Source organism: Runella zeae DSM 19591, assembly GCF_000423565.1.
In the GTDB taxonomy this organism is placed as follows: Bacteria; Bacteroidota; Bacteroidia; order Cytophagales; family Spirosomataceae; genus Runella; species Runella zeae.
In genome coordinates this window covers 256,140-280,178 of record NZ_KE384038.1, presented here as the reverse complement: position 1 = coordinate 280,178, position 24,039 = coordinate 256,140, and the positions used below count along the sequence as shown (strand labels likewise).

Annotated in this window: 22 protein-coding genes; 13 read left to right on the top strand and 9 right to left on the bottom strand. The window is 42.0% G+C overall.

Features of this window, described 5'->3' with window-relative positions; all coding sequences use genetic code 11:
• Positions 1-239 precede the first annotated feature (239 nt).
• Positions 240-830, bottom strand: a complete 591-nt coding sequence (gene purN, locus G563_RS0123945; protein ID WP_028667564.1) for a phosphoribosylglycinamide formyltransferase — start codon at positions 828-830, stop codon at positions 240-242.
• Between the two features lie 149 nt (positions 831-979).
• Here purN and G563_RS0123940 point away from each other — a divergent pair, with 149 nt between their 5' ends.
• The gene (locus G563_RS0123940) at positions 980-2,164 is read left to right on the top strand and encodes a hypothetical protein (protein ID WP_028667563.1); all 1,185 of its coding nucleotides are present in this window, start codon (positions 980-982) and stop codon (positions 2,162-2,164) included.
• On the opposite strand, the gene G563_RS0123935 is transcribed toward G563_RS0123940, so the two are convergent.
• The 6 genes from G563_RS0123935 to G563_RS0123910 all read right to left on the bottom strand — a co-directional run bounded on the left by G563_RS0123935 (position 2,157) and on the right by G563_RS0123910 (position 8,171).
• Positions 2,157-3,473 carry an Nramp family divalent metal transporter gene (locus G563_RS0123935; protein WP_037327986.1) on the bottom strand — a complete coding sequence of 439 codons (1,317 nt, stop codon included), beginning with the start codon at positions 3,471-3,473 and terminating at the stop codon, positions 2,157-2,159. The two genes, G563_RS0123940 and G563_RS0123935, sit on opposite strands and share 8 nt — an antisense overlap.
• A 91-nt stretch (positions 3,474-3,564) precedes the next feature.
• Positions 3,565-4,446: a tyrosine-type recombinase/integrase gene (locus tag G563_RS0123930; RefSeq protein WP_028667561.1), complete on the bottom strand. Its 882-nt coding sequence runs from the start codon at positions 4,444-4,446 to the stop codon at positions 3,565-3,567.
• A gap of 63 nt (positions 4,447-4,509) precedes the next feature.
• Positions 4,510-5,196 carry a 3-keto-disaccharide hydrolase gene (locus tag G563_RS0123925; RefSeq protein WP_310586566.1) on the bottom strand — a complete coding sequence of 229 codons (687 nt, stop codon included), beginning with the start codon at positions 5,194-5,196 and terminating at the stop codon, positions 4,510-4,512.
• Between the two features lie 66 nt (positions 5,197-5,262).
• On the bottom strand, positions 5,263-6,378 hold the full coding sequence (locus G563_RS0123920) for a glycoside hydrolase family 130 protein (protein WP_051211187.1): 1,116 nt from the start codon (positions 6,376-6,378) through the stop codon (positions 5,263-5,265).
• 89 nt (positions 6,379-6,467) lie between these two features.
• Positions 6,468-7,376, bottom strand: a complete 909-nt coding sequence (locus tag G563_RS0123915) for an ROK family protein (RefSeq protein WP_028667558.1) — start codon at positions 7,374-7,376, stop codon at positions 6,468-6,470.
• A gap of 84 nt (positions 7,377-7,460) precedes the next feature.
• A complete protein-coding gene (locus G563_RS0123910; protein WP_028667557.1) occupies positions 7,461-8,171 on the bottom strand; it encodes an SDR family oxidoreductase in 711 nt (236 codons plus the stop codon).
• 133 nt (positions 8,172-8,304) lie between these two features.
• On the opposite strand from G563_RS0123910, the gene plsY reads away from it, so the two are divergent.
• The 9 genes from plsY to G563_RS0123865 all read left to right on the top strand — a co-directional run bounded on the left by plsY (position 8,305) and on the right by G563_RS0123865 (position 17,683).
• Positions 8,305-8,949 (top strand): glycerol-3-phosphate 1-O-acyltransferase PlsY, encoded by a 645-nt coding sequence (gene plsY / locus G563_RS0123905; RefSeq protein ID WP_028667556.1) that lies wholly within the window; start codon positions 8,305-8,307, stop codon positions 8,947-8,949.
• A gap of 118 nt (positions 8,950-9,067) precedes the next feature.
• Positions 9,068-9,688: a rhomboid family intramembrane serine protease gene (locus tag G563_RS0123900; protein WP_028667555.1), complete on the top strand. Its 621-nt coding sequence runs from the start codon at positions 9,068-9,070 to the stop codon at positions 9,686-9,688.
• A gap of 26 nt (positions 9,689-9,714) precedes the next feature.
• Complete coding sequence (locus tag G563_RS0123895) at positions 9,715-11,331, top strand: M28 family peptidase (protein WP_037327983.1); 1,617 nt, start codon at positions 9,715-9,717, stop codon at positions 11,329-11,331.
• Between the two features lie 477 nt (positions 11,332-11,808).
• Positions 11,809-12,267: a MaoC family dehydratase gene (locus G563_RS0123890; RefSeq protein WP_028667553.1), complete on the top strand. Its 459-nt coding sequence runs from the start codon at positions 11,809-11,811 to the stop codon at positions 12,265-12,267.
• 16 nt (positions 12,268-12,283) lie between these two features.
• Positions 12,284-13,018 carry a 3-oxoacyl-ACP reductase FabG gene (fabG, locus tag G563_RS0123885; RefSeq protein WP_028667552.1) on the top strand — a complete coding sequence of 245 codons (735 nt, stop codon included), beginning with the start codon at positions 12,284-12,286 and terminating at the stop codon, positions 13,016-13,018.
• A gap of 112 nt (positions 13,019-13,130) precedes the next feature.
• Complete coding sequence (locus G563_RS0123880) at positions 13,131-14,279, top strand: acyl-CoA dehydrogenase (RefSeq protein ID WP_510186887.1); 1,149 nt, start codon at positions 13,131-13,133, stop codon at positions 14,277-14,279.
• A gap of 346 nt (positions 14,280-14,625) precedes the next feature.
• Positions 14,626-15,552, top strand: a complete 927-nt coding sequence (locus G563_RS0123875; RefSeq protein ID WP_028667550.1) for an AraC family transcriptional regulator — start codon at positions 14,626-14,628, stop codon at positions 15,550-15,552.
• Between the two features lie 119 nt (positions 15,553-15,671).
• A complete protein-coding gene (locus G563_RS0123870) occupies positions 15,672-16,370 on the top strand; it encodes a hypothetical protein (RefSeq protein WP_028667549.1) in 699 nt (232 codons plus the stop codon).
• 29 nt (positions 16,371-16,399) lie between these two features.
• Positions 16,400-17,683 carry a UDP-N-acetylmuramoyl-tripeptide--D-alanyl-D-alanine ligase gene (locus tag G563_RS0123865; protein ID WP_037327980.1) on the top strand — a complete coding sequence of 428 codons (1,284 nt, stop codon included), beginning with the start codon at positions 16,400-16,402 and terminating at the stop codon, positions 17,681-17,683.
• A gap of 42 nt (positions 17,684-17,725) precedes the next feature.
• Here the strand turns inward: G563_RS0123865 and G563_RS0123860 are convergent, their stop codons facing one another.
• Together G563_RS0123860 and G563_RS0123855 are read right to left on the bottom strand one after the other, a co-directional pair.
• On the bottom strand, positions 17,726-18,937 hold the full coding sequence (locus G563_RS0123860) for an N-acetylmuramoyl-L-alanine amidase family protein (RefSeq protein WP_028667547.1): 1,212 nt from the start codon (positions 18,935-18,937) through the stop codon (positions 17,726-17,728).
• A gap of 66 nt (positions 18,938-19,003) precedes the next feature.
• Positions 19,004-20,032 (bottom strand): LacI family DNA-binding transcriptional regulator, encoded by a 1,029-nt coding sequence (locus tag G563_RS0123855; RefSeq protein WP_028667546.1) that lies wholly within the window; start codon positions 20,030-20,032, stop codon positions 19,004-19,006.
• Between the two features lie 426 nt (positions 20,033-20,458).
• Between G563_RS0123855 and kduI the strand changes: the two genes are divergently transcribed.
• From kduI to G563_RS35690, 3 genes are all read left to right on the top strand, one after another.
• Positions 20,459-21,289 carry a 5-dehydro-4-deoxy-D-glucuronate isomerase gene (gene kduI / locus G563_RS0123850; protein WP_028667545.1) on the top strand — a complete coding sequence of 277 codons (831 nt, stop codon included), beginning with the start codon at positions 20,459-20,461 and terminating at the stop codon, positions 21,287-21,289.
• A 39-nt stretch (positions 21,290-21,328) separates the two neighbouring features.
• Positions 21,329-22,417 carry a pectate lyase gene (pelA, locus tag G563_RS0123845; RefSeq protein WP_084650961.1) on the top strand — a complete coding sequence of 363 codons (1,089 nt, stop codon included), beginning with the start codon at positions 21,329-21,331 and terminating at the stop codon, positions 22,415-22,417.
• Positions 22,418-22,900: 483 nt separating this feature from the next.
• Positions 22,901-24,037, top strand: coding sequence for a sialidase family protein (locus tag G563_RS35690; protein WP_051211162.1), 1,137 nt, complete (start codon positions 22,901-22,903; stop codon positions 24,035-24,037).
• The last annotated feature ends 2 nt before the right edge of the window (positions 24,038-24,039 follow it).

Below are 24,039 nucleotides of genomic sequence, written 5' to 3'. Positions count from 1 at the left end.
ACAAGCAGAAGCTCAAAATAAGAATAGGTTTGACTTCTCCGAAGTCCTTTGTTTTTTTGTGGAAACTAGCTACAAACGTTACGCCTCTCCGAAGCAGAAGTAATATACTATTGTGAAAAAATAACTTCGGAGAAGCTTAACCTTTGTAGCACGAGATTTTTATCTTCGTACCGAGGACTTCGGAGAAGTCAAACCCAAGTAGTGTTTAGCTGTAAATCTTAAGCCTGTTATGCTGCTAGCTAATCTTCGGGTTGACTTAGCGCACTCAATGCTTTTTCTATTACTGCTGGATAATGCTTGTGTTCTAAGACCTGCACTTTTTGGGCTACATCTTCTGGAGTATCCGCCGAAACCACGGGGCAAGAAGCTTGGAAAATAATCCCCCCTTCGTCATAATGCTCATTTACAAAATGAATGGTAATACCCGATTCTGTTTCGTGAGCCGCGACTACCGCTTCGTGTACAAAATGCCCATACATTCCTTTACCGCCATATTTGGGAAGCAAAGCAGGATGAATATTGACCATTTTTTGGGGAAATGCCTTTACCATTTCTTCTGGAATTAGCATCATAAAACCCGCCAGTACAATCAAATCAATATGTTGATTTTGAAGCAATTCCGTGATTTTATTGGTTTCATAAAATGTTTTGCGATCAAATAAAACCACTGGTATCTGAAACTTCCGAGCCCGAGCAATTACCCCCGCTTGAGGATTGTTAGAAAGAATCAGACTTACTTCAATCGTAGGATGATTTGTGAAATATTCGGCAATCTTTTCGGCATTAGAGCCTGAGCCTGAAGCAAAAATGGCAATTCGTTTTTTGGTCATTACAGAAAGAATGTTGGGCTTGTAAAGTCACAAAGTTAGTTTTTTATGAAACTGAATACTTCATAATCCCCCAGAAACCTATAATTTCGCTCCTCTTTCATCGCCCATTTTTTGTTGAGCTGCTGCTCAAGACCCAATATTTGATTGATATGCAAATCGTAGAAGTAGGTACCGACCCACATCGACAACGAGAATTTTTGATGCTTCCCGTGAGGCTTTATAAAGAAAATCCTTATTGGATACGCCCCATTGACAAAGATGTGGAAGACACTTTCAATCCCGCCAAAAATAAACACTTCAAGTATGGAGAATGTATACGTTGGATTGCGCTTGATGATTCGGGGCAAACTATCGGTAGAGTGGCCGCTTTTATCAACCAAAATACAATCCATAAAGGCAACGAACAGCCTACTGGCGGGATGGGCTTTTTTGAGTGTATTGAAGACGAGGAAGTAGCTTTTGCACTTTTTGACAACTGCAAACAATGGCTCACTCAACGTGGTATGGAAGCCATGGACGGCCCTATCAACTTTGGTGAACGAGATCGCTTTTGGGGACTACTCACCGATGGATTTGACAAAGAACCTCTCTATGGCATGGGGTATCATTTTGACTACTACAAGCGTTTTTTTGAAAAATACGGTTTTCAGACCTATTTTGAGCAGAAGACTTTTTTCTTGTTTATGGATTATGATAGGTTTATCAAAAATGTAAATCAGCTTTTTTTTGAGCGTGCCGAAAGGGTTTTGAAAATGCCTGAGTATGAGTTTAAACACATCGAGAAGGCACATTTGGACAAATACGCCGAAGATTTCAGGGTCATTTACAATAAAGCTTGGGCCAAAAACTTAGGTGCCGAAGACATGACTCCCGACAAAGCGCGGGGCATCATGCAGCGCATGAAACCTATCCTAGACGAAGAACTAATGTGGTTTGGTTATCATGAAGGAACGCCCATCGCTTTTTTTATCATGCTTCCCGAACTCAATCAAATATTCAAGCACGTCAACGGAAAGCTAAATTTGATTGGTAAACTAAAGTTTTTGTATCACAAACTCCTGAAAACCAATTACAAGGCTTTCGGCGTCATTTTTGGGGTGGTTCCTGAGTTTCAAGGGCGTGGGGTAGAATCAGCGATTGCCTTGGCCTCATCCAAAGTGGCCTGGCGCGCCAATTACCAATACCGAGAACTCGAACTCAATTGGATTGGAGATTTCAACCCTAAAATGATTCGTTTTGCGGAGTTATTGGGAGGAACTCCTCACAAGACTCACATCACTTATCGTTATTTGTTTGACCGCACCAAAGAATTCAAGCGTCACCCCATTATTTAGCGATTTGCCATACGCCGTAGGCACTTACCGCCAGAATCGATACTACGCTTACCCCAAAAAAGAAATTATAGACTGCGGTAGGTTCTAGCGAACGAGGTAATTGTTTATAACGAAATTGAATCGCTACCCACACCACAATAATAAGCAAAATGGAGGTAGCGATGCCACCGAGTAATACCATCAGTACAGGCATTTTGATAATTAGATACAAAGCGCACCAAATGATAGGAAAAGCCCAGGAAAGTGCACCAATCACTTTTTTTTGGGAAGCTGCATCATTAAATTTCACCCATCCCAATTGCCCAAAAGCATCCCCAAAAATCCTTGCCCAACTAGCAGTAGCCGTAAAAAGGGTAGAGTACAAAACAAAAAAAGCACCTATCAAAAAAATGACTTTAGCCCAAGGACCAAGCGTATCCGTAAAGAGCCTTGAGAGGGTTTCTACCATGCCGTAGCCTTCGGGGATTTCGCCTCTTCCATGTAGCAAAGCTGCCCCAAGTAAGTAAAATGCCGCCGTTACTAAAGTATAAACAACCATTGAGCATACAGCATCCAGATACATCACTTGTATCCATCCCTTAGCTCGTTGTGCCCACTCTTCGGTGCCGTCGTTGGGGCCTGCATAGGCGGCATAGCCCTTTTCGATACACCAATAATTATAAAACATGATTTCGTCGCCACCTACACCCGTGATACCAAAAGCCCCAAAAGCTACCGCCACCGCCGCAGGAGGCAACGAAAAACTCAGACCGCTTGCCAGCTGCTCCCAACTGATGGCATAGGGCGTAAATTGAAGGGCTATTAGTGAAAAAAGAACGGTACATGTAAAGAGCATTATCATCACAAGGGCGCCCATTTCTACCGATTTATAATAACCCTGATATACTAGCACTGCGGTCACAAGGCTTGCCACTACTGCCCACGCCGCTGTCGGCAAAATAGGAAATACCATATGGAGAACAATCGCTACTCCCCCCACGATGCCCCCTACTTGGAGTAGCTTGAGTCCTTGCAGTGACAACCACACCCAAATCGTCCAATGGGCTTTGCCAAAATGCTTACCTTCCAGACGATTGATAGATTGCATGGTGGTGATGCCCGTATAAATGGCATTTTTGCCAAATTCGAGTTGAAGGGTAACCTTCACCAAACAACTCACCAAAATCACCCAAAACGTCACAAAACCGGCTTTGGCTCCCAAAGTAGTGGTAGCAATCAACTCGCCTGAGCCGACAATCGCAGCTGACAAAATAAAACCAGGACCTAAGTAGCGGAGTTTTTGGGAGAAAGTTTTGGGAGGAGCAAGCATAAAAAACGAGTTTAGGGAATACACTATGAAAGTGCTAAAACCACCAAAACTCCTCTATTTCATGGCATAGAAAATGCACGATGCTTTGCTTTTATGCTTTTGGGTGCGATTGTTTGAAGATTTTCTTCAGTTTTTCAATAGAATTGTGCGTGTAAACTTGGGTAGCAGCCAAGCTACTGTGGCCGAGCAAATCTTTGATAGAATTGAGGTCAGCTCCTTTGTTGAGCAAGTGAGTCGCAAAAGTATGGCGAAGAATGTGAGGGCTGCGCTTTTGTAAAGAAGTAACGGCTGATAGGTATTTTTTTACAATTCGCTGAATCAACACGGCATAAGCTGCTTCGCCTTTATGAGTGATAATGAGCTGATTGGTAGAGAGAGTTGTAAAATAAGAACGCTTGGCTTCGAGGTAAGTTTTTAGAATATCTGCCAATCCTTTATAAATCGGAATGATACGTTCTTTGTTGCGCTTCCCCAATACTTTGAGTGTTTGGTCATAAAAATTAATATCAGTATCGCGAAGGGTCAACAATTCTGTTAGACGCATCCCTGTCCCATAGAGAAGTTCCAAGACAACCCTGTCACGAATCCCTTCAAAATCAGCACTAAAAGCGATTTCTTCAAACAACAATTCCAAGCTTTTCTCTTCCACAAATTGCGGCAGAGGTTTGTCGGTTTTCAAGGCCGACACCCGCAGCATGGGATTAATGCTAATAGTTTTACATCTTAAAAGATACCCATACAACGAACGCAAAGTAGCTAATTTTCGATTGACACTTCGATGATGTAGCTCTGCTTCAACCAAGCTCACGGCCCAGCCCCGTATCATACGAAAGTCAGCTTTTTCGAGCTCTTTGATTTGATAAGTTTTGTCTAAAAACTCAGCAAATTGCTCTAAATCCTTGGTGTAAGCGGTGATAGTATGCGGGCTAAGACGCTTTTCGTGGGCCAAATAAAGGAAATATTGCTGGAGCATAGAATTGAAACTTTTCTCTTAAATCTTGGAAAGGCTTCAAACCTTTCCAAGATTATATATCGGCTATAAACTTCTGATTTTCATATTTTTGAACCAAGCTTCATCGCCGTGGTCTTGAAGGGCAATTTTACCTTTGGCACGTGGAGTGGCGTAGGTCCATTTGGTAAATTTGCTTTTTGCCAATTGTTCTTTCCATGCCGCACTTCCGTATTCATATTCTACGACTTTTACGCCGTTGAGCCAGTGCTCGATATGGTTGCCTTTCACTAAGATTTTGGCTTTGTTCCATTCACCAGCGGGTTTGGCCACAAACTTACTCGGAGCCTGCATATCATAGTTGGCACCTGTTTTTTGTTTGTCATTGATTTTGACCATTTTGCCATTGTCATTAAACGGCGGATAACCTTCATCATCAATCAACTGATATTCGGGCCCAGAATAGTACGGCGGATGAGCAGCGTCTTCGATTACTTTGTACATCACACCGCTATTGCCTTTAGGTTTGATTTTAAACTCAAACTCAAGCTCAAAATTTTCAAATTCTTCGTCAGTCACCAAATCGCCAGATTTGCCGTGAGTCATGAGAGAGCCACCCATTACCATCCAGCCTTTTACGCCCGTTTTGCCATAGCTATGCCATCCAGTGGTGGTTTTTCCATCAAATAGATTTTTCCAAGGCCCAGGGCCGGCATACGCAAAAACAACAGTACTTGTGAGAGCAAGGCTCATCCAAAAACGCATACTTTTCATGTGTCATTAATTGGTTATAGTTTAACGAAAAAGGGAATGAGTTAGATAAATTTACTTTCCTAAGTTTTATTTTTGATTAGCTACTGCTACTGCAATCTTAGAATCGGCCGTACCATAGTACAAAAACCATTTTCCCCGTAAGGAAGCCAATCCTTCCACAAAACATACCTGATTTACTTGCCCATTGATTTCGTAAGGCTTATCGGGCTTGATAAAATAATTGGCCGAACGGTCTTTGAGTTGGAGAGGATTGTCAGCCTCAAACAAAAACTGCCCTGCGGCGTAGGTACCTTCAGGAAGAGTCGCATCGCCGGTAGTGTTGTAATTCATACCATTGTAAATCAGCAATATACCTTTTCTTGTTAGTATAGCAGGCGGACCAGGTTCAAGCAAGCGTGAATCATGTTTGCCAGTTCTCACGGCAGCGACTGAAATACATCCTACATCCGATACATTGGTAGGTTGATAAGCCGCATCGTAAGCTTTTACTACAGGATACCAATTGATGAGGTCGTCGGAAGTGGCGGCATAAAGCTGCGCTTGGTCGCCCCAATACATCCAATATTGACCGTTGATTTTGGTGGCTATCATTCTATTTCCCACTTTACGACACACAATTGAGCCAGATTTTGACCAAAAATCGCGTTTACTCTTGATAAAATTAGCAAAAGCCAAACCATGCTTCTGCCAATGTAAGAGGTCGGCGGAACTTGCTACGCAGAGACGCGCTTTATCGCCATCATAAGAGGTATAAGTCATGAAGTAGCGTCCGTCTTCTGTTTCTACCACGCGAGGGTCTTCACACCCACCTTCCCATTCATATTTTTTCATGAAGTCGTTGTCAGGATAAAATACGGGCTGAGGCATTCGTTTAAAATGCAAGCCATCGCTGCTTACGGCCAAGCCCAAACGCGACGTACCAGCGTATTTGCCCACTTTATCTTCGGCGCGGTAAATCATATAAATCTTATTGTGACGTACCACCACGGCGGGATTAAACACATCTTTCTCCTCCCATTTTACTGTTTCGCCTCTTACGGGGCACTCAAAAGTAGTAGAAGCATTGGCAGTAAGGATAGGATTAAGCCCATCGGCTTTCTTGAAAGGTCCAATCATCCAATTTTGAGTTAGCTGGGCAAAAGCACAAGGCGAAAGCAGAAGAAGAAAGGCTATCGTTTTCATGTTATCAAAAGGATTTGGAATACATAAAAAAAGGGCCAAAAGCATTGAAAAACAACCCTCTTAACCCTTTTCACAAAGTTTTATTGACACTAATCAAAACATAATGAAGCGGCGCCTAGCAGACCTGCGTCATTGCCAAGCGTGGCACGCTTGATTTCGAGGTCTTTTAGATAGTAAGGCGTAAGCCAATAATTCAATTGCTTGGTCACCGCCGGAATAATATAATCAAAAGAAGCAGCTAAGCCTCCTCCAATCAAGATGAGTTTAATATCCAAAATACGGACCATTGCTACGAGACCATCGCCTAGCATTTCGCCTACTTCATTCCATATTTGTAAAGCAAGCTCATCGCCTTCGGCGGCGGCAGCCACAAGACCCGTGGTAGAAATTGTACCGTCGTCGGGAAGGTGGGTGTCTCCTGTGTATTTGCCTCGCATATGGTTGGCTAAGTCAAGAAGTTCTTTTTTACCGATATTTCTTTCAAGAACCTTGCCGTTGCGAGAAGGAATGTGTCCCGGCTCCATGGCATTTCCGTCTCCACCCACAAAAACCTTACGGTTGATGATCGCCGCTCCGCCTACACCCGTGCCAAGGGTAATAAAAATATAGTTTTCGTTGATTTTTTCGGCAGCAAAATAAAACTCCCCAAGCGCGGCAGCATTTGCGTCATTTTCCAAGAAAAATTGTACACCAGCAAAACGTTTCGACAAATATTCGACCAGAGGAACATTGTCAATTTCAGGAATTGCAGTGATTTCTAAGGGTACGGTACGATTGCGATTAATCATCCCCGGCAAACCTATACCTACTTTTTTAATATTCGGGTATTCATGTAGCTGAACGGAAATAGCGTCGCCTAAATTTTCTTCAAAATGCCCTGATTGTCTCCAGCTAGAAGTATCGTGGCTATAGAAATTTGAAATGCGCCCTGTCTCTGTATCTACGACGCCCATTTTGACGTTGGTTCCCCCCACGTCTATACCCAAATATTGTTCCATTGGTAAATTAAAATCTTATCAGTTGATAGTTAATAGTAAAAGGTTCAATGCAAAATAGCGATTTAACGCGCAAAAATCCTAAACTTAAACAATATCTCCCAACTGTGGACGTATCAAAATTTCTTCAATTACGCTTTCAGGGGATAATTTGGCCGTACTCCACACCATCTCGGCTACGTCTTCTGCTCTGATAAATCGCTCCGAAGGTAGCTCTACTCCTTCCCAGCTTGGGGTCAAAGTAGCACCAGGTAAGACAGCAGTCACCTTGACACCATATTGTTTCATCTCTTGCCTGAGTAGTTTAGTCATGCCATAAAGCGCAAATTTAGAAACTGCATAAGCGCCTCCATTGATATAGGCCGTTGTACTTGCGATAGAGCACATGTTGAAAATATGACCTTTTTTTTGTGCTTTCATGCCTTCTATGAGTTCTCTAGTCAAATAATAAGCGCTGTAAAGATTAGTTTCTATCATTTTTTCTAATGTTCCTTCAGGCTCACTATGAACTTGGCTAGGTGCAAATATGCCAGTATTGTTGACCACGATGTCGACAGGTCGTTTTAAGGCTTTTATAAAAGAAGCAAATGCCCGTACCTCTTCTTTTTGGGATAGGTCGCTTACTTTTATAAAAATTTGGGAATTAGGATATTTGTACTGTAAATCAGCTCGAAGGCTTTCTAAATCATTTTTATTTCGCGAGCAGGTCACCACATCAAAGCCGCCTTCCACAAATCTTTCGATGAGTGCGCGCCCTATGCCTTTGGTACCACCAGTGACAATCAAGAGAGGGTTCATTCTTAAAAAAATGTTATTTTTGTAAAACAAAGGTCAAGATAAAGTTTTACATTTGTTGGCTTTTCTGAAAGAAAAACCAATTTTTAACGTTATCAATGTTTTTTTCTAACCTTAAAAAACTTACACTTTTTCGATGAATGTTTGGCATGTGTGTTTTGCCTTTGTGACAGCTTACTTGTTGGGTTCTATACCCTCAGCCATTTGGTACGGTGAAGCTTATTTTGGAATCGACGTTAGGAAATTTGGAAGTGGAAATGCAGGGGCAACAAATACGTTCCGTGTATTGGGCAAACGAGCTGGCACCATTGTATTACTAATCGACGTACTAAAAGGATGGACGGCTACCATGTTGGCCAATATACTCTATTTTTTGGACGTAATTGACACATCTCAAATCCTCACTTTCAAGCTACTCTTAGGTTCTGCGGCGGTTTTAGGGCATTTGTATCCTATTTTTGTGCGTTTTAAAGGTGGAAAAGGAGTGGCTACTTCTTTAGGAATGATTTTGGCGATTGACCCACCAGTGGCGTCCTTATGCATTGCGATTTTTGTATTGGTATTTTTGGCTTCCAACTATGTCTCTCTAAGTTCTATTGTGGCCGCCTTTGCTTTTCCTATGATACTGGTACTAGGCATATTCGGGCAAGCTAGTACGTTGTTGATTGTATTCGGATTTTTGCTATTTGCCGTAGTAGTCATTACCCACCAAAAAAACATCATTCGTCTCCTGAATGGTAGCGAAAACCGGGTTTATCTACGCTCCAAAAAAAACAAATAAGCCAAAAAAGAGAGTTTTAGAGTACTTCCTGTATGTTTGCATTTGAAATTCAGCTTGTTTAAGACTACAAGCGATTTCGTTGTTTTCAATATAGCGCTATAAACTATACACTTATTCTATGTCTCTTACGCTCATTCTGATAATCATCACAGTAGGTATTAGTTGGTATGGATTTCAAAATCCTTCTTTTCTTGACAAATGGGCAATGAATCCCGTACGGGTTGCGTCTAAAAACGAATATTATCGTTTTATTACATCGGGTTTTATCCATGCCGATTTTGGTCATTTGATTTTCAATATGTTTAGCTTATACTTCTTTGGTGAAGCCATGGAAATGTTTCTGAACAGTATTTTTGGACCTACTGGCACTATTTATTATTTGGCTTTATATTTATTGGGAATCGTCGTTTCGGATATTCCTACTTTTCTCAAACACCGCACCAACAGCCGCTACCTTTCTCTTGGAGCCTCGGGTGGCGTAGCCTCACTTTTATTTGCGTTTATTCTCTTAGCTCCTTTACAAAAAGTTTGTTTATACTTCGCCATTTGTATTCCAGGGTTTATTTTTGGCGCAATTTATATGTTGTATTCATTTTATGAATCCCGAAAATCAGGTGGCTATATCAACCACGACGCCCACTTGTACGGTGCTTTGTTTGGGATTGTTTTTATGGCATTTTTATTACCGGCATCCATTCCAAATTTCTTTGACCAAATCGCCACTTGGCGTTTGTTTTAAAGCTATCCACTTTATTCATCAACCCCATGAATCAAATAAAATTACTAGCCTTGAGCTGTATCTCGCTTTTGTGCCTGACAAACTCAACCGCCTACGCCCAAGACTTATCGCTACAATATTCACAAACAATCACCCCTCAAGATTTAGAACGCCATTTGAGAGTCATTGCTCACGATAGCCTCGAAGGGCGTGATACTGGTTCGAAAGGGCAAAAAAAAGCCGCTAAATATGTCGCTGACTTTTTCAAGTCGGTCGGCCTGCAAGCGATTGTACCCACCGAAGACGGAAGCAAATCGTATTTTCAGCCTTATGCCTTGTATCAGAAAAGTTGGGGAGAAGTGTATCTCGCTACCGAAACTCAACGCTATGAACTACAACATGATTTTTACCTCAGTGGGTTGCTCAATGTGCTTTCAGAAGAAAAAGTGCCGGTTATCTTTGCGGGTTACGGCATCGAATCTGATCGCTATGATGATTATAAAAACATTGATGTTACAGGCAAAGCAGTGGTCATTTTGGAAGGAGAACCCAAAAATAAAAATGGACAATATTTGCTCAGTGGTGACGCTACTGTCTCTAAATGGAGCGACGGCAATCTGGCGTGGCAACGTAAAGCTAATCTTGCGACTCAAAAAGGCGCCAAGTATGTATTTATCGTCTCAGACCTGACTGGCTCGGCCTTCTCCCAACAAATCGCTAAAAGAAGTGCCATGAGTCAGCGTTTCAATCGGCTTTCCACTAAGCCCTATACCGAAAAAATCAATGGTAACGCTGCCTTCACAATTTCGCGTCAAATGGCATTGGATTTGTTGAATATTAAAGAAAAGAAATTAGCAAAAATTCAAAAGAATATTACTCAAAAAGGGATTCCACCCGCAGCAGGTAGTATTGCCGAAAGTACCGTCAAGCTCAAAGCTGAGCGCAAAGACAACATCGTCATGACCGAAAATGTCATGGGCTTTTTGGAAGGCACCGATAAGAAAGACGAAGTGATTGTCATTACGGCTCACCTAGATCATATCGGTATATCAGCTGATGGACAAATCAACAATGGTGCCGACGATGACGGTTCGGGCACAGTCTCCATCCTCGAACTAGCCGAGGCATTTTCGAAAGCCAAAGCCGAAGGTCATGGGCCTCGTCGTAGTATTTTGTTTATGACCGTAACAGGCGAAGAAAAAGGACTTTGGGGGTCGGAATATTATACCGCCAACCCCGTGATTCCGTTGGCAAATACGGTTTGTAACCTCAATATAGACATGATTGGGCGGGTAGATAATGCCCATCAAAAAGACCCCAAATACGTTTATATCATTGGTTCTGACAAATTATCGTCCGAACTTCACGCCATTGGTGAGGCTGCCAACTCCAAATACATCAATTATCAATTAGACTATACCTACAACAACCCCTCCGATCCCAATCGCTTTTATTACCGCTCCGACCATTACAATTTTGCCAAAAACAAAATTCCAGTTATTTTTTATTTCACGGGTGTTCATGAAGATTATCATCGCCCAGGCGACGATGTAGAGAAGATTTTGTTTGATAAACAAAGCAAAATTGTCCAACTCGTGTTTCATACCGCTTGGGAGCTTGCCAACCGCGATGAACGCATCAAAGTCGATAGCAACAAACCTTGAGATTAGATTGGGAACACATCCATAAGAAACGAATCATCCCGAATATAGCTGATTCCAAAAAACCTTCTGATTGGTATTTGAGTAAATGCAAGCTCTCAAATGCAAACAGAAGGTTTTTTGGGTTTATTGTAGCTATCGTTTTTACAAATTCCTTTTGATTCTATCCTTACACAAGGCTTATGTTTGACTTCTACGAAGTCTTTGGGATAAAGCAGAAAATCTCTTGCTACAAAATTTGAGCTTCTCCGAAGCTATTCTTCCCGAAGAGTATTCTCGCATTTTGCCTCGGAGAGGCCCAACGTTTGTAGCCAATAGACCTACACAAAAAACATATGCTAGCTGTTATACGCTCTCTAGCCTTCGGGAGGATTTAGTATTTTACACAAATAGGGAGAAAAACTTTATTTTATTGTACTTTAAAAGAACAAATCTTCGTTTTTTTTGTACTTTAGACATAAACTACTCCCTTTATCTTTTATGCTTATTTTTGCTACACTTTCTGATTTTCGAGCGCACTTAGGAAAAGAATTAGGAACGAGCGATTGGGTTATGATTACCCAAGAGATGATCAATGATTTTGCCAAAGCCACAGGTGATCAGCAGTGGATTCATGTCAACGCCGAAATGGCGGCTCAGTATTCCCCCTTCAAAACCACTATCGCGCATGGTTTTTTAACTCTTTCTTTAGCGCCCAAATTTTTGTATGAACTTTACCGAGTCAAATCAGTAAAAATGGGCTTAAACTACGGGACCAATAAAGTTCGGTTTACCACGCCTGTGCCCACGGGTAGCCGTATCCGAATGAGAGCTACCCTTAAAGAAATCGAAGACCAACAGCCCAATGGTATCAAGACTGTAATAGATGCCTATTTTGAGCTTGAAGGCAGTTCTAAACCTGCTTGCGTAGCCGAATTGATTACCTTGATGTTTGAATAATTATCTCTTTTTTATCATGCGTTTAGAAAACAAAGTTGCTATCATCACAGGCGGAGCCCGAGGTATCGGGAAAGCCACCGCCGAAATTTTTACAAGAGAAGGAGCCAAAGTCGTTATCTGGGATATGCTCGATGCAGGCGAACAAACGGCTCAAGAGCTGCGAGAAAAAGGATTTCAGGCCGAATTTGTTAAGATTAGTGTCACCGATGTACCTGCTATCGAAGCAGCAGCGCGGGATATATTCGAGCGCTATGGCCAAATCGATATTCTGGTCAATAATGCGGGTATTACTCGCGACAAATCTCTCCTCAAAATGTCGTATCAGGAGTGGTCACAAGTGATAGACATCAACCTCAATGGCGTTTTTAATTGTACCAAAACCATTGTTCCGTATATGGTAGAAAAAAAATACGGGCGTATCATTTGTACTTCTTCGGTAGTAGGACAAACGGGCAATTTCGGACAAACCAATTACGTTGCTACCAAAGCTGCCATCATTGGGATGGTCAAAACGTGGGCCAAAGAACTTGGCAAATACAATATCACCGCCAATGCCGTAGCACCGGGTTTTATCAAGACCGAGATGACAGATCTTATTCCTGAAGAAATTAAAAATCAAACTGTTGCTGGTATTCCTGTCAAACGAATGGGGCTGCCCGAAGATATTGCAAATGCCTACTTATATCTTGCCTCGGAAGAGGCGAGTTATGTCAACGGTCATACATTGAGCGTCAATGGAGGAGTCGCTTAATCTCTAATAAGATGTTTTTAGTATGCTTGCATACCTTTTGGATAAACTGTACATTTGAGACATCAAGCCAAGTAAAACATTTCACTTCATAGATTAACTAAACACGATGGTATTGGAAGGTTTAAACTTCAATTTGACAGAAGAGCATCTTGCAGTCAAAGAAGCAGCACGTGATTTTGCCCAAAACGAACTTTTACCGGGCATTCTCGAACGTGATAACGAACAAAAATTCGACCCTAAGCTAGTTAAACGCATGGGGGAATTAGGTTTTTTGGGAATGATGGTATCTCCCGAATACGGTGGAGGCGGCATGGATACTGTTTCGTACGTATTGGCGATGGAAGAAATTTCAAAGATAGACGCTTCAGCTTCTGTGATAATTTCTGTGAACAACTCCCTTGTATGCTATGGATTAGAAGCATATGGCACCGAAGAGCAAAAACAAAAATACCTTACTCGATTAGCCTCTGGCGAAATCGTCGGGGCATTTTGCCTTTCTGAGCCTGAAGCAGGTTCGGATGCTACCTCCCAACACACTACTGCCGAAGAGAAGGAAGATTACTATCTTCTCAATGGAACCAAAAACTGGATTACCAACGGGGGGATATCGTCAGTATGCTTGGTGATTGCTCAGACTCACCCCGAGCTCAAACACCGAGGCATCAACTGCCTTATTGTAGAAAAAGGCTGGGACGGATTTGTGGTAGGAAAAAAAGAAGACAAAATGGGTATTCGTGCATCTGATACCCACTCTTTGATGTTTTCGGATGTAAAAGTCCCCAAAGAAAACCGCATTGGCGCCGATGGTTTTGGGTTTAAGTTTGCAATGAGTACCCTCAATGGCGGCCGTATCGGAATTGCTGCGCAGGCTTTAGGTATTGCGGCAGGTGCCTACGAACTCTCCCTGAAGTATGCCCACGAACGCAAAGCATTTGGAAAACCCATCTTTGAGCACCAAGCGATACAGTTTAAGTTGGCCGAAATGGCCACCAAAATAGAAGCTGCTCGCTTATTGGTATACAAAGCCGCCCGTCTCAAAGACGAACACAAAGATTATGTACAGGCAGCAGCAATGGCCAAATTGTTTGCTTCGGATGTAGCAATGTGGGCTACTACCGAGGCGGTTCAGATACATGGAGGGTATGGCTATGTAAAAGAGTTTCATGTAGAGCGTCTGATGCGTGATGCAAAAATCACCCAAATTTATGAGGGTACTTCGGAGATTCAGAAGTTGGTAATTGCGCGCGAACTCAAAAATTAAGCGTTTCAAATAAAATATTTTTGGATTTTTCTAACACCACCTAAGACCACAAATAGGCTGTTTTGGTAAGGATGTATTTCTAAGCTGAAAGGCTTATTTTCTCCAAAAGTACCTCAGAAATACAAAAAAAGGCGATATTGTAGACTAATGCAAAAGCCCAAAAAGTCCAATTTTACTATTTTTTTTAAAAAAAAGTGTGTGTTTTCTTGCAGGATTCGCGCACTTTTTTTTATATTGAAAAAAATTACACACTTGTATTAGTTTTGTACAATTATTAGTTTTGTACAAATTTTGAAATTTAGTAAATTTGCAGTTTCAAACACTGAGGCACTTAACCCATTGTCCAATGGAAGATTATAATAAAATCATCGAATCACTCGGAGTGAAGTTTATCAAAGCTCGTCATATCCGAATGTTGCAAACTATCACCATTAAGAATTTTTATGACGTCGAAAACTCACTCATGATTTTGTATGATGGGGAAGTGATGTTTGCCAACGAAAAAATTGAAGTTGGTGATATGCTATTCATCCCTGGAGGCAAGCACGCTACAATCACCTACAGCAGTGGAGACAATGTACAACCAAAAGTAGTGAGCAATGAGGAGTTTCTTACCCGTCGTGAACTATACTTCGAAACATTGCGCGATGCCAGCCAAGTAGGCAAAATCCCTCATTCTTTTGGGCTTGTGGCATTTGATGCCAAAGTTTTTGATTCGGTCAATTTCTTTACTTCTTTGGACATCCCTCCTTTTATTATCAAGCAGCACAGCTACATGGGTCGGCTTATTGGTGAAATTCTCCAAGAAGATTTCAACGATACCCCTGGCCGTGGGCGTATTATCAAAATCAAAACCGAAGAATTGGCGATTGAAGTCATTCGGTATATTTTGAAAAATAAACTCTTTGTAGAACAGCTTGTTACCAACAGTACTTATTTCAAAGATCCCCGTTTGATTGATATTTTTGCTTACATCAAAGACAACCTAGGTGGAGACCTTTCTAACAAAGTACTAGCCAACGTAGCCAATGTATCGGAAGACTATGTAGGGCAGTATTTCAAAATGCTGACAGGTATCAATCCACAAGACTATATCGAATATCAACGCATGGAAGAAGCCGTGACACTTCTCCGTACGTCTAAGAAAAGCATCCGTGCTATCGGCTCCGAAGTAGGCTACAAAGACACCGCTTATTTCTGTCGCCGTTTCAAGATGATGTTTGGTATCCCAGCTGGCAAAATGCGCCGTCGCGAATCACTCATGAATGTCTAGTTTTCTTTAATAAAAATTGGTTAATTGATATAATAAAGCAGCCTACTAAGTGGGCTGCTTTATTGTTTATCGGGGTTTTGGTTTAAATTTGCTTTCACAACCACCAATCTTTCACAAACATGAAAAAGACATTATGTTTTTCACTCATCACCCTGTTTAGCTTCATAAGTGTCTCTCAAGCATGGAGCCAAGTCAAAGGAGCATGGAAGCAAACTAGCACCGACGGCAAGACAACGATGTTGATTTGCTCGGATGATTATCTGATGGCTACCAGATATACCGAAAAAGAGTTTTTGTACACCGAAGGAGGTACTTATAGTATTGCCAATGGAACCCTCACTTACAAGAGTGAGTTCAATTCGATGGATACTTCTAGAGTAGGTAAAACGTTGAATTTTAAAATCACTCTTTCGGGCAACAAACTATCTGTGGAAAATTTAGGAGAATGGGAACAAGTAGACAATGCAAACACCCCCGCAGCGGCACTTTATCGGATTACGGGCCGCATGGGCAACGACGGCAACATTTCGCCTATGCAACGCAGCGCCCGTAAAACGCTTAAATTATTAACAGGCACCCGTTTTCAGTGGGCCGCTATTAATCCCGAAACCAAACAATTTTCGGGAACGGGCGGTGGTAGCTATACGATCAAAGACGGAAAATACACCGAAACCATTGATTTTTTTAGCAAAGACAATAGTCGCGTAGGGGCTTCATTGTCTTTTGATTATGAACTCAAAAACAACAAAGACTGGCATCACAGCGGACTCAGCAGCGTAGGGGCTAAAATCTACGAAGTCTGGAGTAAAGAGCAATAATATCATCATCTAATTCTTTAATTCTTAGAATGACAATCCCTCAACTGTACGATTATTTTCTGACTTGCCAAGGCGTTTCGACCGATACCCGCCAAATCACCCAAGATTGCCTCTTTGTAGCCCTTAAAGGCGATAAATTTGACGGAAATGCCTATGCTAAAGATGCGTTGGAAAAAGGGGCTAAATATGCCATTGTGGATAACCCCGCCGTGGCGGTGGATAACCGCTACCTATTAGTAAAAGACAGTTTAGAAGCGCTTCAGCAACTTGCCCACCATCATCGTAGCCTGCTTTCTATCCCTATCGTGGGATTGACTGGTTCAAATGGTAAAACTACGACCAAAGAGCTTATCGCTACGGTTTTGGCAAAAAAATACAAAACCTACGCTACGAAAGGTAATTTCAACAATCACATTGGCGTACCACTTACGCTGTTGGCGATCGACTCAAGCTACGAAATAGCTGTCGTAGAAATGGGTGCCAATCATCAGCAAGAAATCGCTCTTTTGTCTAGTATCGCCGCTCCTACTCACGGTCTTATTACCAATATCGGAAAAGCCCACTTGGAAGGATTTGGCGGTATAGAAGGAGTTCGTAAAGGAAAAGGAGAGTTGTATGATTGGCTTGCAAAATCCGGCGGTACGGTGTTTGTCAATGGCTCCAATACTACGCTTGCCGAAATGGCCCATGAACGTACCTTCAAAACCTGTATCAAATATCTCATTGGCGAGGATGCTTCCCAAATGCTGGAAGACGCTCCGCTAGTGGTGTTTAAAGATGCTGAGGGTACCACCATCCAAACGCATCTTACCGGTAAATACAACTTTGAAAATATCGCAGCCGCCTTGGCGATAGGGAGTTATTTTGGGGTATCTTCTCAAGATGCCAACCAAGCAGTAGCAGATTACAATCCTACCAACAACCGCTCACAGATTGTTCAAAAAGGCTCCAATACGATCATTATGGATGCCTACAATGCCAACCCTTCTTCGATGGCCGCTGCTATCGAAAACTTTGGCAAACTCAAAGCAAAACGTAAAGTAGTAATTTTGGGAGATATGCTGGAGCTAGGTGAAGAATCTCCTCAAGAGCATTTGGCATTAGGAAAACTTATTGCCCAACAAAAATTTGACCTTGTGATTTTGGCGGGTAAGCTTATGCAAGATGCTTTGCCGGCACTTCCCAAAGCCTATTATTTCCCTGACAAATTTTCGTTGCACAACTGGATTGTGGACCATCCTCAGCAAGATACGCACGTACTTATCAAAGGCTCTCGTGGTATGGGGCTTGAGACGGTTGTACCTTATTTGTGAAAAATGTTATGAGCGAAATATTCGGATTTCGCTCATAACATTTTATTCAAAATCCTGCCCTTTTCGGACTTTCTTCAACCAGTCTTCTATACCTTTTCGGATTTGCTTAGCCATTCTTTTGCGAAAATCATCATTGATTAGCCAAGCTTCATCCGCAGGATGACTCATAAAAGCCCCTTCTACCAATACGTTAGGATATTCGGTGGGGCTATTGAGTGCAAAATTGAAACGCCCCACATTGCCATATTCAGCCAAATCCATATCCAAAAGCCGCTTCAAAATGGTTTGGCTCAATGAGCGATAGCCCAGATGCTTATAATAAGTACTAGTGCCACGAGTTTTGGTAGTATCGCCAGCAGCGTTGTTGTGAATACTTACCAACAAATCCGGCTTTTGGGTGCGGAATCTTAATACGCGGTCGTTATTATTGAAAAGAGTATCGCTCACACGACTCATAAGTACTTTAACTCCTTTTCGTTCCAATTCCCTTTGTAAATGCAAAGCAATACTCAAGTTCAAGTCTTTTTCCCATTGTTTTGAACGCAATCCTCTAGCGCCCAAGTTAGTCCCTCCATGACCTGCATCTATCGCAATGGTCAAGGTTTTTAGTTTTAATTTTTCGGGTTGGCGTTTCACCGCTATCACAAGCCGCCGCCCCTCGTATCCTACCCGATAGCCCCAATGCTGAGAATGCCGTAAACAAATGGTAATACGCAACTGCTCATCAGCAATTTGCTCATAGTCCACGCTTTTTATTTCTTTTACTGACCTCAATTGCGTAATCCAGTTGGTGTTGGTAGTCGCCCCAAACACATCCACTATGATTTTGGAAGGATTTACCTCTTGCCAACTTCGATAAGCCAAGCGGTCGGGTAAGGGTATCGAAACATAATCAAAGTGGGTATCTCCCCATACCTTCCACGAACCCGTCAGGTATTGTAAAGGAAGCTTCACAAGGGTATCACGTTTGGTAAGATTTTGGGGTATCCAAGCCGACAAATGCGGCGTCAGTCTTACGCGATAGAGGTTTTTGTATTGACCCGTCACTTTCAATAAAACCAACGAATCAATGGTGCCCATTTTGGCTCCCCCAAGCCGATCTTCCCCCAATCCATAATTAAGATAAGGCATCGGACCTTTGGTACGAATGAAAACGGACGAATCGGGAGGAAAATTAAAAATCGTATCTCGTTGTATCTGAGCAGAAACACTAGAGGCAATAAGCCACACCAATAAGTAAACAAAACGACGCATTCAACAAAGATAAAGAAGTGAAAGAGAGCTTTCGTGTATGAATTTGTAAGCTATTTAATTAAAACTTTAGCTAGACTTGAGCGACGACTCTCTTATCACTAGGCGAGTATCAAGGCGTTTGCTTTCAAAACGAATAGTGGCTTTGGGGCGCTCTATCAAATCAATCAAAAATTCTGTGGCAAGCTGCCCCATTTCATAGGCCGGCTGGGTGACTGCGCTCAGAGCAGGATTGAGCAAATGCGCTGATACCAAATTGGTAAATCCTACAATAGCAATATCGTCAGGAATACGCAAACCTTCTTTTCTAATCAACGACATACAGGAAGTAGTCAGACGGTCGCCTGCTGAAAATATCGCATCTGGCCGGTTGGGATGATGAATCAATTCTAAAACCGCATTTTCTACTTCTTCCGCAATCATTCCTCCATGACTACAATACTTGATGTAAGACTCATCAATCGGAATCCCATGATTTTGTAAGGCCTTTTTATATCCTTCCAAACGCTCATACGTAATCGACAACCACGACGGGCTAGTCAAATGAGCGATACGGCGATAGCCCTGCTGAATCAAGTGCTCGGTACCTTCATAGGCTCCTGCAAAATTGTCGGCAGTGACTTTGTGAGTAATATAATCTTGGGGAACTCGGTCAAAAAACACAATCGGCAAGCCTTTTGACTGAAGTTCTTTAAAGTGCTCTAAATCATTGCTTTCGCCCGACAATGAAACCAACAGGCCGTCTACACGACGCTGAGCTAAGTATTGTGTGCTTACTAATTCTCGCTCATAAGATTCGTGATTTTGGGAAATCACCACATGATAGCCTCGGTTGTAAGCAATAGACTCTATGCCATTAATGGCCTGAGAGAAAAAATTATTAGCGATTTCTGGGATAATTACCCCAATCGAACGACTCCGGTTTTCTTTCAAACTTAGTGCAATAGGATTGGGGCGATAATTCATCCGTTCAGCATATTCCATCACTAGCCGCTTGGTCTCGGCGTTGATTTCATAGCTCCCTCGTAGCGCCCTAGATACGGTGGACGTAGACAAATTAAGGGCTTTTGCTATATCTTTTATCGTAATAATTCCCACTATTGTGATATTGGTTTAGTACAATTTATATATCAGGAAATACAGCTTCCTATTTGGACTGGTGAAAATACCATTTTTTGGGTATAGGTTCAAATATAATCACCATTAACTGAAAAGGCAAGATTTTGGGAACGTTACCGACAACGATTGCATAAAAAAATTCAACAAAATATTTGTTATGTACTAAACAACCTATCTAAACTTGATTATAATATCATTTATACAATAGAGATTGTCTTACTGTATATTCTAAAAAAAATTAAAATTAGTATTGAATGAACATCTTTAATCTAACTGACAAAACCACTTTGGTACTAGACTGCGGCAATAGCTCCAGAATGTGTACGCATATAGCACCATTTTGGCCGTCGACAGAGATTTTATAGCACATTATACCAGCCTCTTAATCTTTAAAAACTACCTATAATGCAAATCAGACACGAAAGCAGCCGTAAAGAAACGGCTCAAATGAATACAGAAGAACTACGCGAAAACTTTCTTATCGAAAGCCTTTTCGTCTCCAACAAAATTGAGTGGGTTTATACTCATTACGACCGTGTATTGGCGGGAGGGGCTATGCCTACTACCACCTCTGTCAGCCTAGATACCCACGATGCTCTCAAAGCTGAGTATTTCTTAGAACGTCGCGAAATAGGAATCATCAATGTCGGAGGTAAAGGCTCGATAAACGCTGATGGCACCCTCTTCAACCTCGAAAAATTGGGGTGTGTTTATCTCGGAAAAGGCACAAAAGAGGTCACTTTTACCAGTGAAGACCCCACAAACCCCGCCCGATTCTTTTTATTGTCTGCCCCCGCGCATCATTCTTATCCCAATCAAACTTTTACCAAAGAGCAAGCTTCCCCCGTCAATTTGGGTGCACTTGAGACTTCCAATCAACGCACCATCTACAAATACATTCACTTAGGAGGTATTCAGAGTTGTCAGTTGGTGATGGGGCTCACTGTTCTTCAACCAGGGAGTGTTTGGAATACGATGCCTTCTCATACTCACGACCGCCGCATGGAGGTATATTGCTATTTTGATATTCCCGAAAATCACGGCGTTTTGCATCTGATGGGAGAGCCTACCCAAACGCGTCATTTGTGGGTTGCCAATCACCAAGCCATCATTTCGCCTCCTTGGTCTATTCACTCAGGATGCGGCACTTGTAGCTATTCGTTTATTTGGGGGATGGCTGGTGAAAACAAAGATTTTACGGATATGGATGCGGTACCGATCCCACAACTCCGCTAATTTTTCCCCTAGCAAGCTTTTCTTTTCTCCCTATTGAGTATGAAAAATTCCGTCGTTTTTTCTTCCTTCTTTATCCAACTTGGAGGTTTGTTTTTTTTTATCTTATCTTCTTGGATAAACCCCAAAAGCTATGCTTACCCTTCGCAGGGGATTCAGCACATGGCTAGTGATTCTGTTGCCGAACGAATGCTATTGTATCAACGTAACAACGGCGGATGGCCTCAACCAAATGGCGACCCTATTAATTACAATAAGGCCATTGAAGAGAATTTAAAGCAGAAACTTCTTTCTGAAAAAAATAACTTAGATGCGACTATCGATGACCAAGCGACTACCAGAGAGATTAAAAGCTTAGTAACAGCTTACAAAAAGACCCAAAATATCCACTATCTCAAGGCAGCCGAAGGGGGCATTAAGTACCTTATCATGGCTCAAAATGCGGCTGGCGGTTGGGGGCAATTTTATCCAGATACTAGTAGCTATCACAAACACATTACCTACAACGACAATGCCATGATAGATGTAATGTGGATTTTGAAATATATCGTAGAAGGTAAAAATGACTTTGAAGTCATAGAACCCTCTCTAATTCCCCTCGCCAAAGTCGCCATGGCAAGGGGAATCGACTGTATTCTTAAAACTCAATTTGTCCAAAACGGAACGCTCACCGCTTGGTGTGCTCAACACGACCGCCAAACTCTACTTCCTGCCAAAGCTCGCGCTTTTGAGCTTCCTTCTTTGAGTGGTAACGAAACGGTCGGAATCGTACAATTCTTGATGAGTATCGACAATCCCACCCCTCTTATCAAACAAGCCATCCAAGCGGCTGTTAACTGGCTCGAAGCATCTAAAATCGTGGGTATTAGAGTGGATACTATCCAGGATTCGACCCAGCCCAAAGGCCGCGACCGTATTGTGGTTGCCGACCCTAGTTCTACGCTTTGGGCTAGATTTTATGACCTTAAAACCAATAAACCCTTTTTTACAGGTCGAAATAGTATACCCAAATCCTCCCTTGCTGAAATCGAAAATGAGCGCCGTGTAGGGTACGCCTATTACGGCAGTTGGCCTGCGAAGTTGTTGTCTACTGACTATGCTGTTTGGTTGAAAAAATGGGGTAAAAATTAACACATTCCTTCCGTTTCTCTTCCTTCGTAACTCTAGACTTTCTTAAAAACACTTTTACAGCACCTACATTTTTCTTTTTTAAATAAAACGAAAGAAAAAGAAAGAATTAACACCCTATTCCAACTTCAAAATCATTAAACACAAAGATTTAACTTTCGATTTCACCCATATTCATTGTCATAGGCCTGCCCAAGCAGACAGTACAGGAGGGTTATTTTCGGAGAAAAAATTATACTTGTATTAACTTTCACACATTTAATTCTCAAAATATCACAAAAAACCCTCTAAAATCGAAAAACAAAGGTTTTTTAATAAAAATAGAAAGAAATCGAAAGAGACAATCAGAAAAAAATAAGCTCATAATCTTATATCCTGAAGATAATGCAAGCTAAATATTTCATTTATTTTTGTTTTTAACATTTTTCTTTTCGTTTATCTAAAATATTTTAAAAATACGTTTATCCAAGTTCTCCAAAATTATCTATGCAATTCATAAAACGCTGCCTATTGGCTTTCTCTTTGGCTTTGTTGACACTGCACACATTCGCCCAATTATCAAAATGGCAGGCGGGTGTTATCGTCGATGAGTTTTTGTTTGAAACGGCTCCTTTTCCCGAAAGCCACGCTTCTACCATCGCCGAAACCCCCAAGGGACTAGTGGCGTCGTGGTTTGGTGGCACCAAAGAACGCAACCCTGATGTATGTATTTGGGTAAGCCGCCGCCTAGATGGCAAGTGGACTGCACCTCAAAACGTAGCCGATGGGATTGTCAACGACAAACTTCGCTATGCGTGTTGGAATCCCGTATTATATCAAGTTCCCAACGGCGGCCCATTGATGCTTTTTTATAAAATCGGCCCCAGTCCTTCTACTTGGAAAGGATGGCTTAAAACTTCTACCGATGGTGGTATTACTTGGTCGGCAGCGCAAGCACTGCCTGAAGGATATTTAGGCCCTATCAAAAACAAGCCTGTTTTGCTATCAAGCGGCAATCTATTTTGCCCTACAAGTACCGAAGGCGACGGTTGGAAGATTCATTTTGAGGTGACATCTGATTTTGGCAAAACTTGGCGCAAAATCGGCCCGATTAACGACGGAAAAACAACCAACGCCATTCAACCAAGCATCTTAGACCACGGCAAAGGCAAACTTCAAATCTTGGCCCGCAGTCGTAACCGCGCCGTGCTGGAATCGTGGTCTTATGACAATGGCGAAACTTGGTCTCCATTAGCAGCGTCAAACCTACCAAACAACAACTCAGGCACCGACGCCGTCACCTTGCGTGACGGCCGTCACGTGTTGGTTTATAATCACGTATTGCCCCCCGGCGACCTGGCAAAAGGCCCTCGCACGCCCCTTAACTTGTCAGTATCCAACAACGGAAAGAACTGGTCGGCAGCCGTTATTTTAGAAGATTCACCCATTAGTCAATACTCCTATCCTTCGGTGATTCAGACTTCTGATGGGATGATTCATGTGATTTATACATGGCGTCGTCAACGCATCAAACATGCTGTAATTGACCCTTCTAAATGGAAGCTTATTCCTATCCAAAATGGCAAATGGCCCGAAATAGAAGGCTATAAGGCTCCTGAAATTACTGAAAACAATAAAGATTAATT

Bases quoted from the DNA above. Each gene is read 5' to 3' on its own strand.
- purN (WP_028667564.1), bottom strand. From the start codon at position 830: ATGACCAAAAAACGAATTGCCATTTTTGCTTCAGGCTCAGGCTCTAAT.
- G563_RS0123940 (WP_028667563.1), top strand. From the start codon at position 980: ATGCAAATCGTAGAAGTAGGTACCGACCCACATCGACAACGAGAATTT.
- G563_RS0123935 (WP_037327986.1), bottom strand. From the start codon at position 3,473: ATGCTTGCTCCTCCCAAAACTTTCTCCCAAAAACTCCGCTACTTAGGT.
- G563_RS0123930 (WP_028667561.1), bottom strand. From the start codon at position 4,446: ATGCTCCAGCAATATTTCCTTTATTTGGCCCACGAAAAGCGTCTTAGC.
- G563_RS0123925 (WP_310586566.1), bottom strand. From the start codon at position 5,196: ATGAAAAGTATGCGTTTTTGGATGAGCCTTGCTCTCACAAGTACTGTT.
- G563_RS0123920 (WP_051211187.1), bottom strand. From the start codon at position 6,378: ATGAAAACGATAGCCTTTCTTCTTCTGCTTTCGCCTTGTGCTTTTGCC.
- G563_RS0123915 (WP_028667558.1), bottom strand. From the start codon at position 7,376: ATGGAACAATATTTGGGTATAGACGTGGGGGGAACCAACGTCAAAATG.
- G563_RS0123910 (WP_028667557.1), bottom strand. From the start codon at position 8,171: ATGAACCCTCTCTTGATTGTCACTGGTGGTACCAAAGGCATAGGGCGC.
- plsY (WP_028667556.1), top strand. From the start codon at position 8,305: ATGAATGTTTGGCATGTGTGTTTTGCCTTTGTGACAGCTTACTTGTTG.
- G563_RS0123900 (WP_028667555.1), top strand. From the start codon at position 9,068: ATGTCTCTTACGCTCATTCTGATAATCATCACAGTAGGTATTAGTTGG.
- G563_RS0123895 (WP_037327983.1), top strand. From the start codon at position 9,715: ATGAATCAAATAAAATTACTAGCCTTGAGCTGTATCTCGCTTTTGTGC.
- G563_RS0123890 (WP_028667553.1), top strand. From the start codon at position 11,809: ATGCTTATTTTTGCTACACTTTCTGATTTTCGAGCGCACTTAGGAAAA.
- fabG (WP_028667552.1), top strand. From the start codon at position 12,284: ATGCGTTTAGAAAACAAAGTTGCTATCATCACAGGCGGAGCCCGAGGT.
- G563_RS0123875 (WP_028667550.1), top strand. From the start codon at position 14,626: ATGGAAGATTATAATAAAATCATCGAATCACTCGGAGTGAAGTTTATC.
- G563_RS0123870 (WP_028667549.1), top strand. From the start codon at position 15,672: ATGAAAAAGACATTATGTTTTTCACTCATCACCCTGTTTAGCTTCATA.
- G563_RS0123865 (WP_037327980.1), top strand. From the start codon at position 16,400: ATGACAATCCCTCAACTGTACGATTATTTTCTGACTTGCCAAGGCGTT.
- G563_RS0123860 (WP_028667547.1), bottom strand. From the start codon at position 18,937: ATGCGTCGTTTTGTTTACTTATTGGTGTGGCTTATTGCCTCTAGTGTT.
- kduI (WP_028667545.1), top strand. From the start codon at position 20,459: ATGCAAATCAGACACGAAAGCAGCCGTAAAGAAACGGCTCAAATGAAT.
- pelA (WP_084650961.1), top strand. From the start codon at position 21,329: ATGAAAAATTCCGTCGTTTTTTCTTCCTTCTTTATCCAACTTGGAGGT.
- G563_RS35690 (WP_051211162.1), top strand. From the start codon at position 22,901: ATGCAATTCATAAAACGCTGCCTATTGGCTTTCTCTTTGGCTTTGTTG.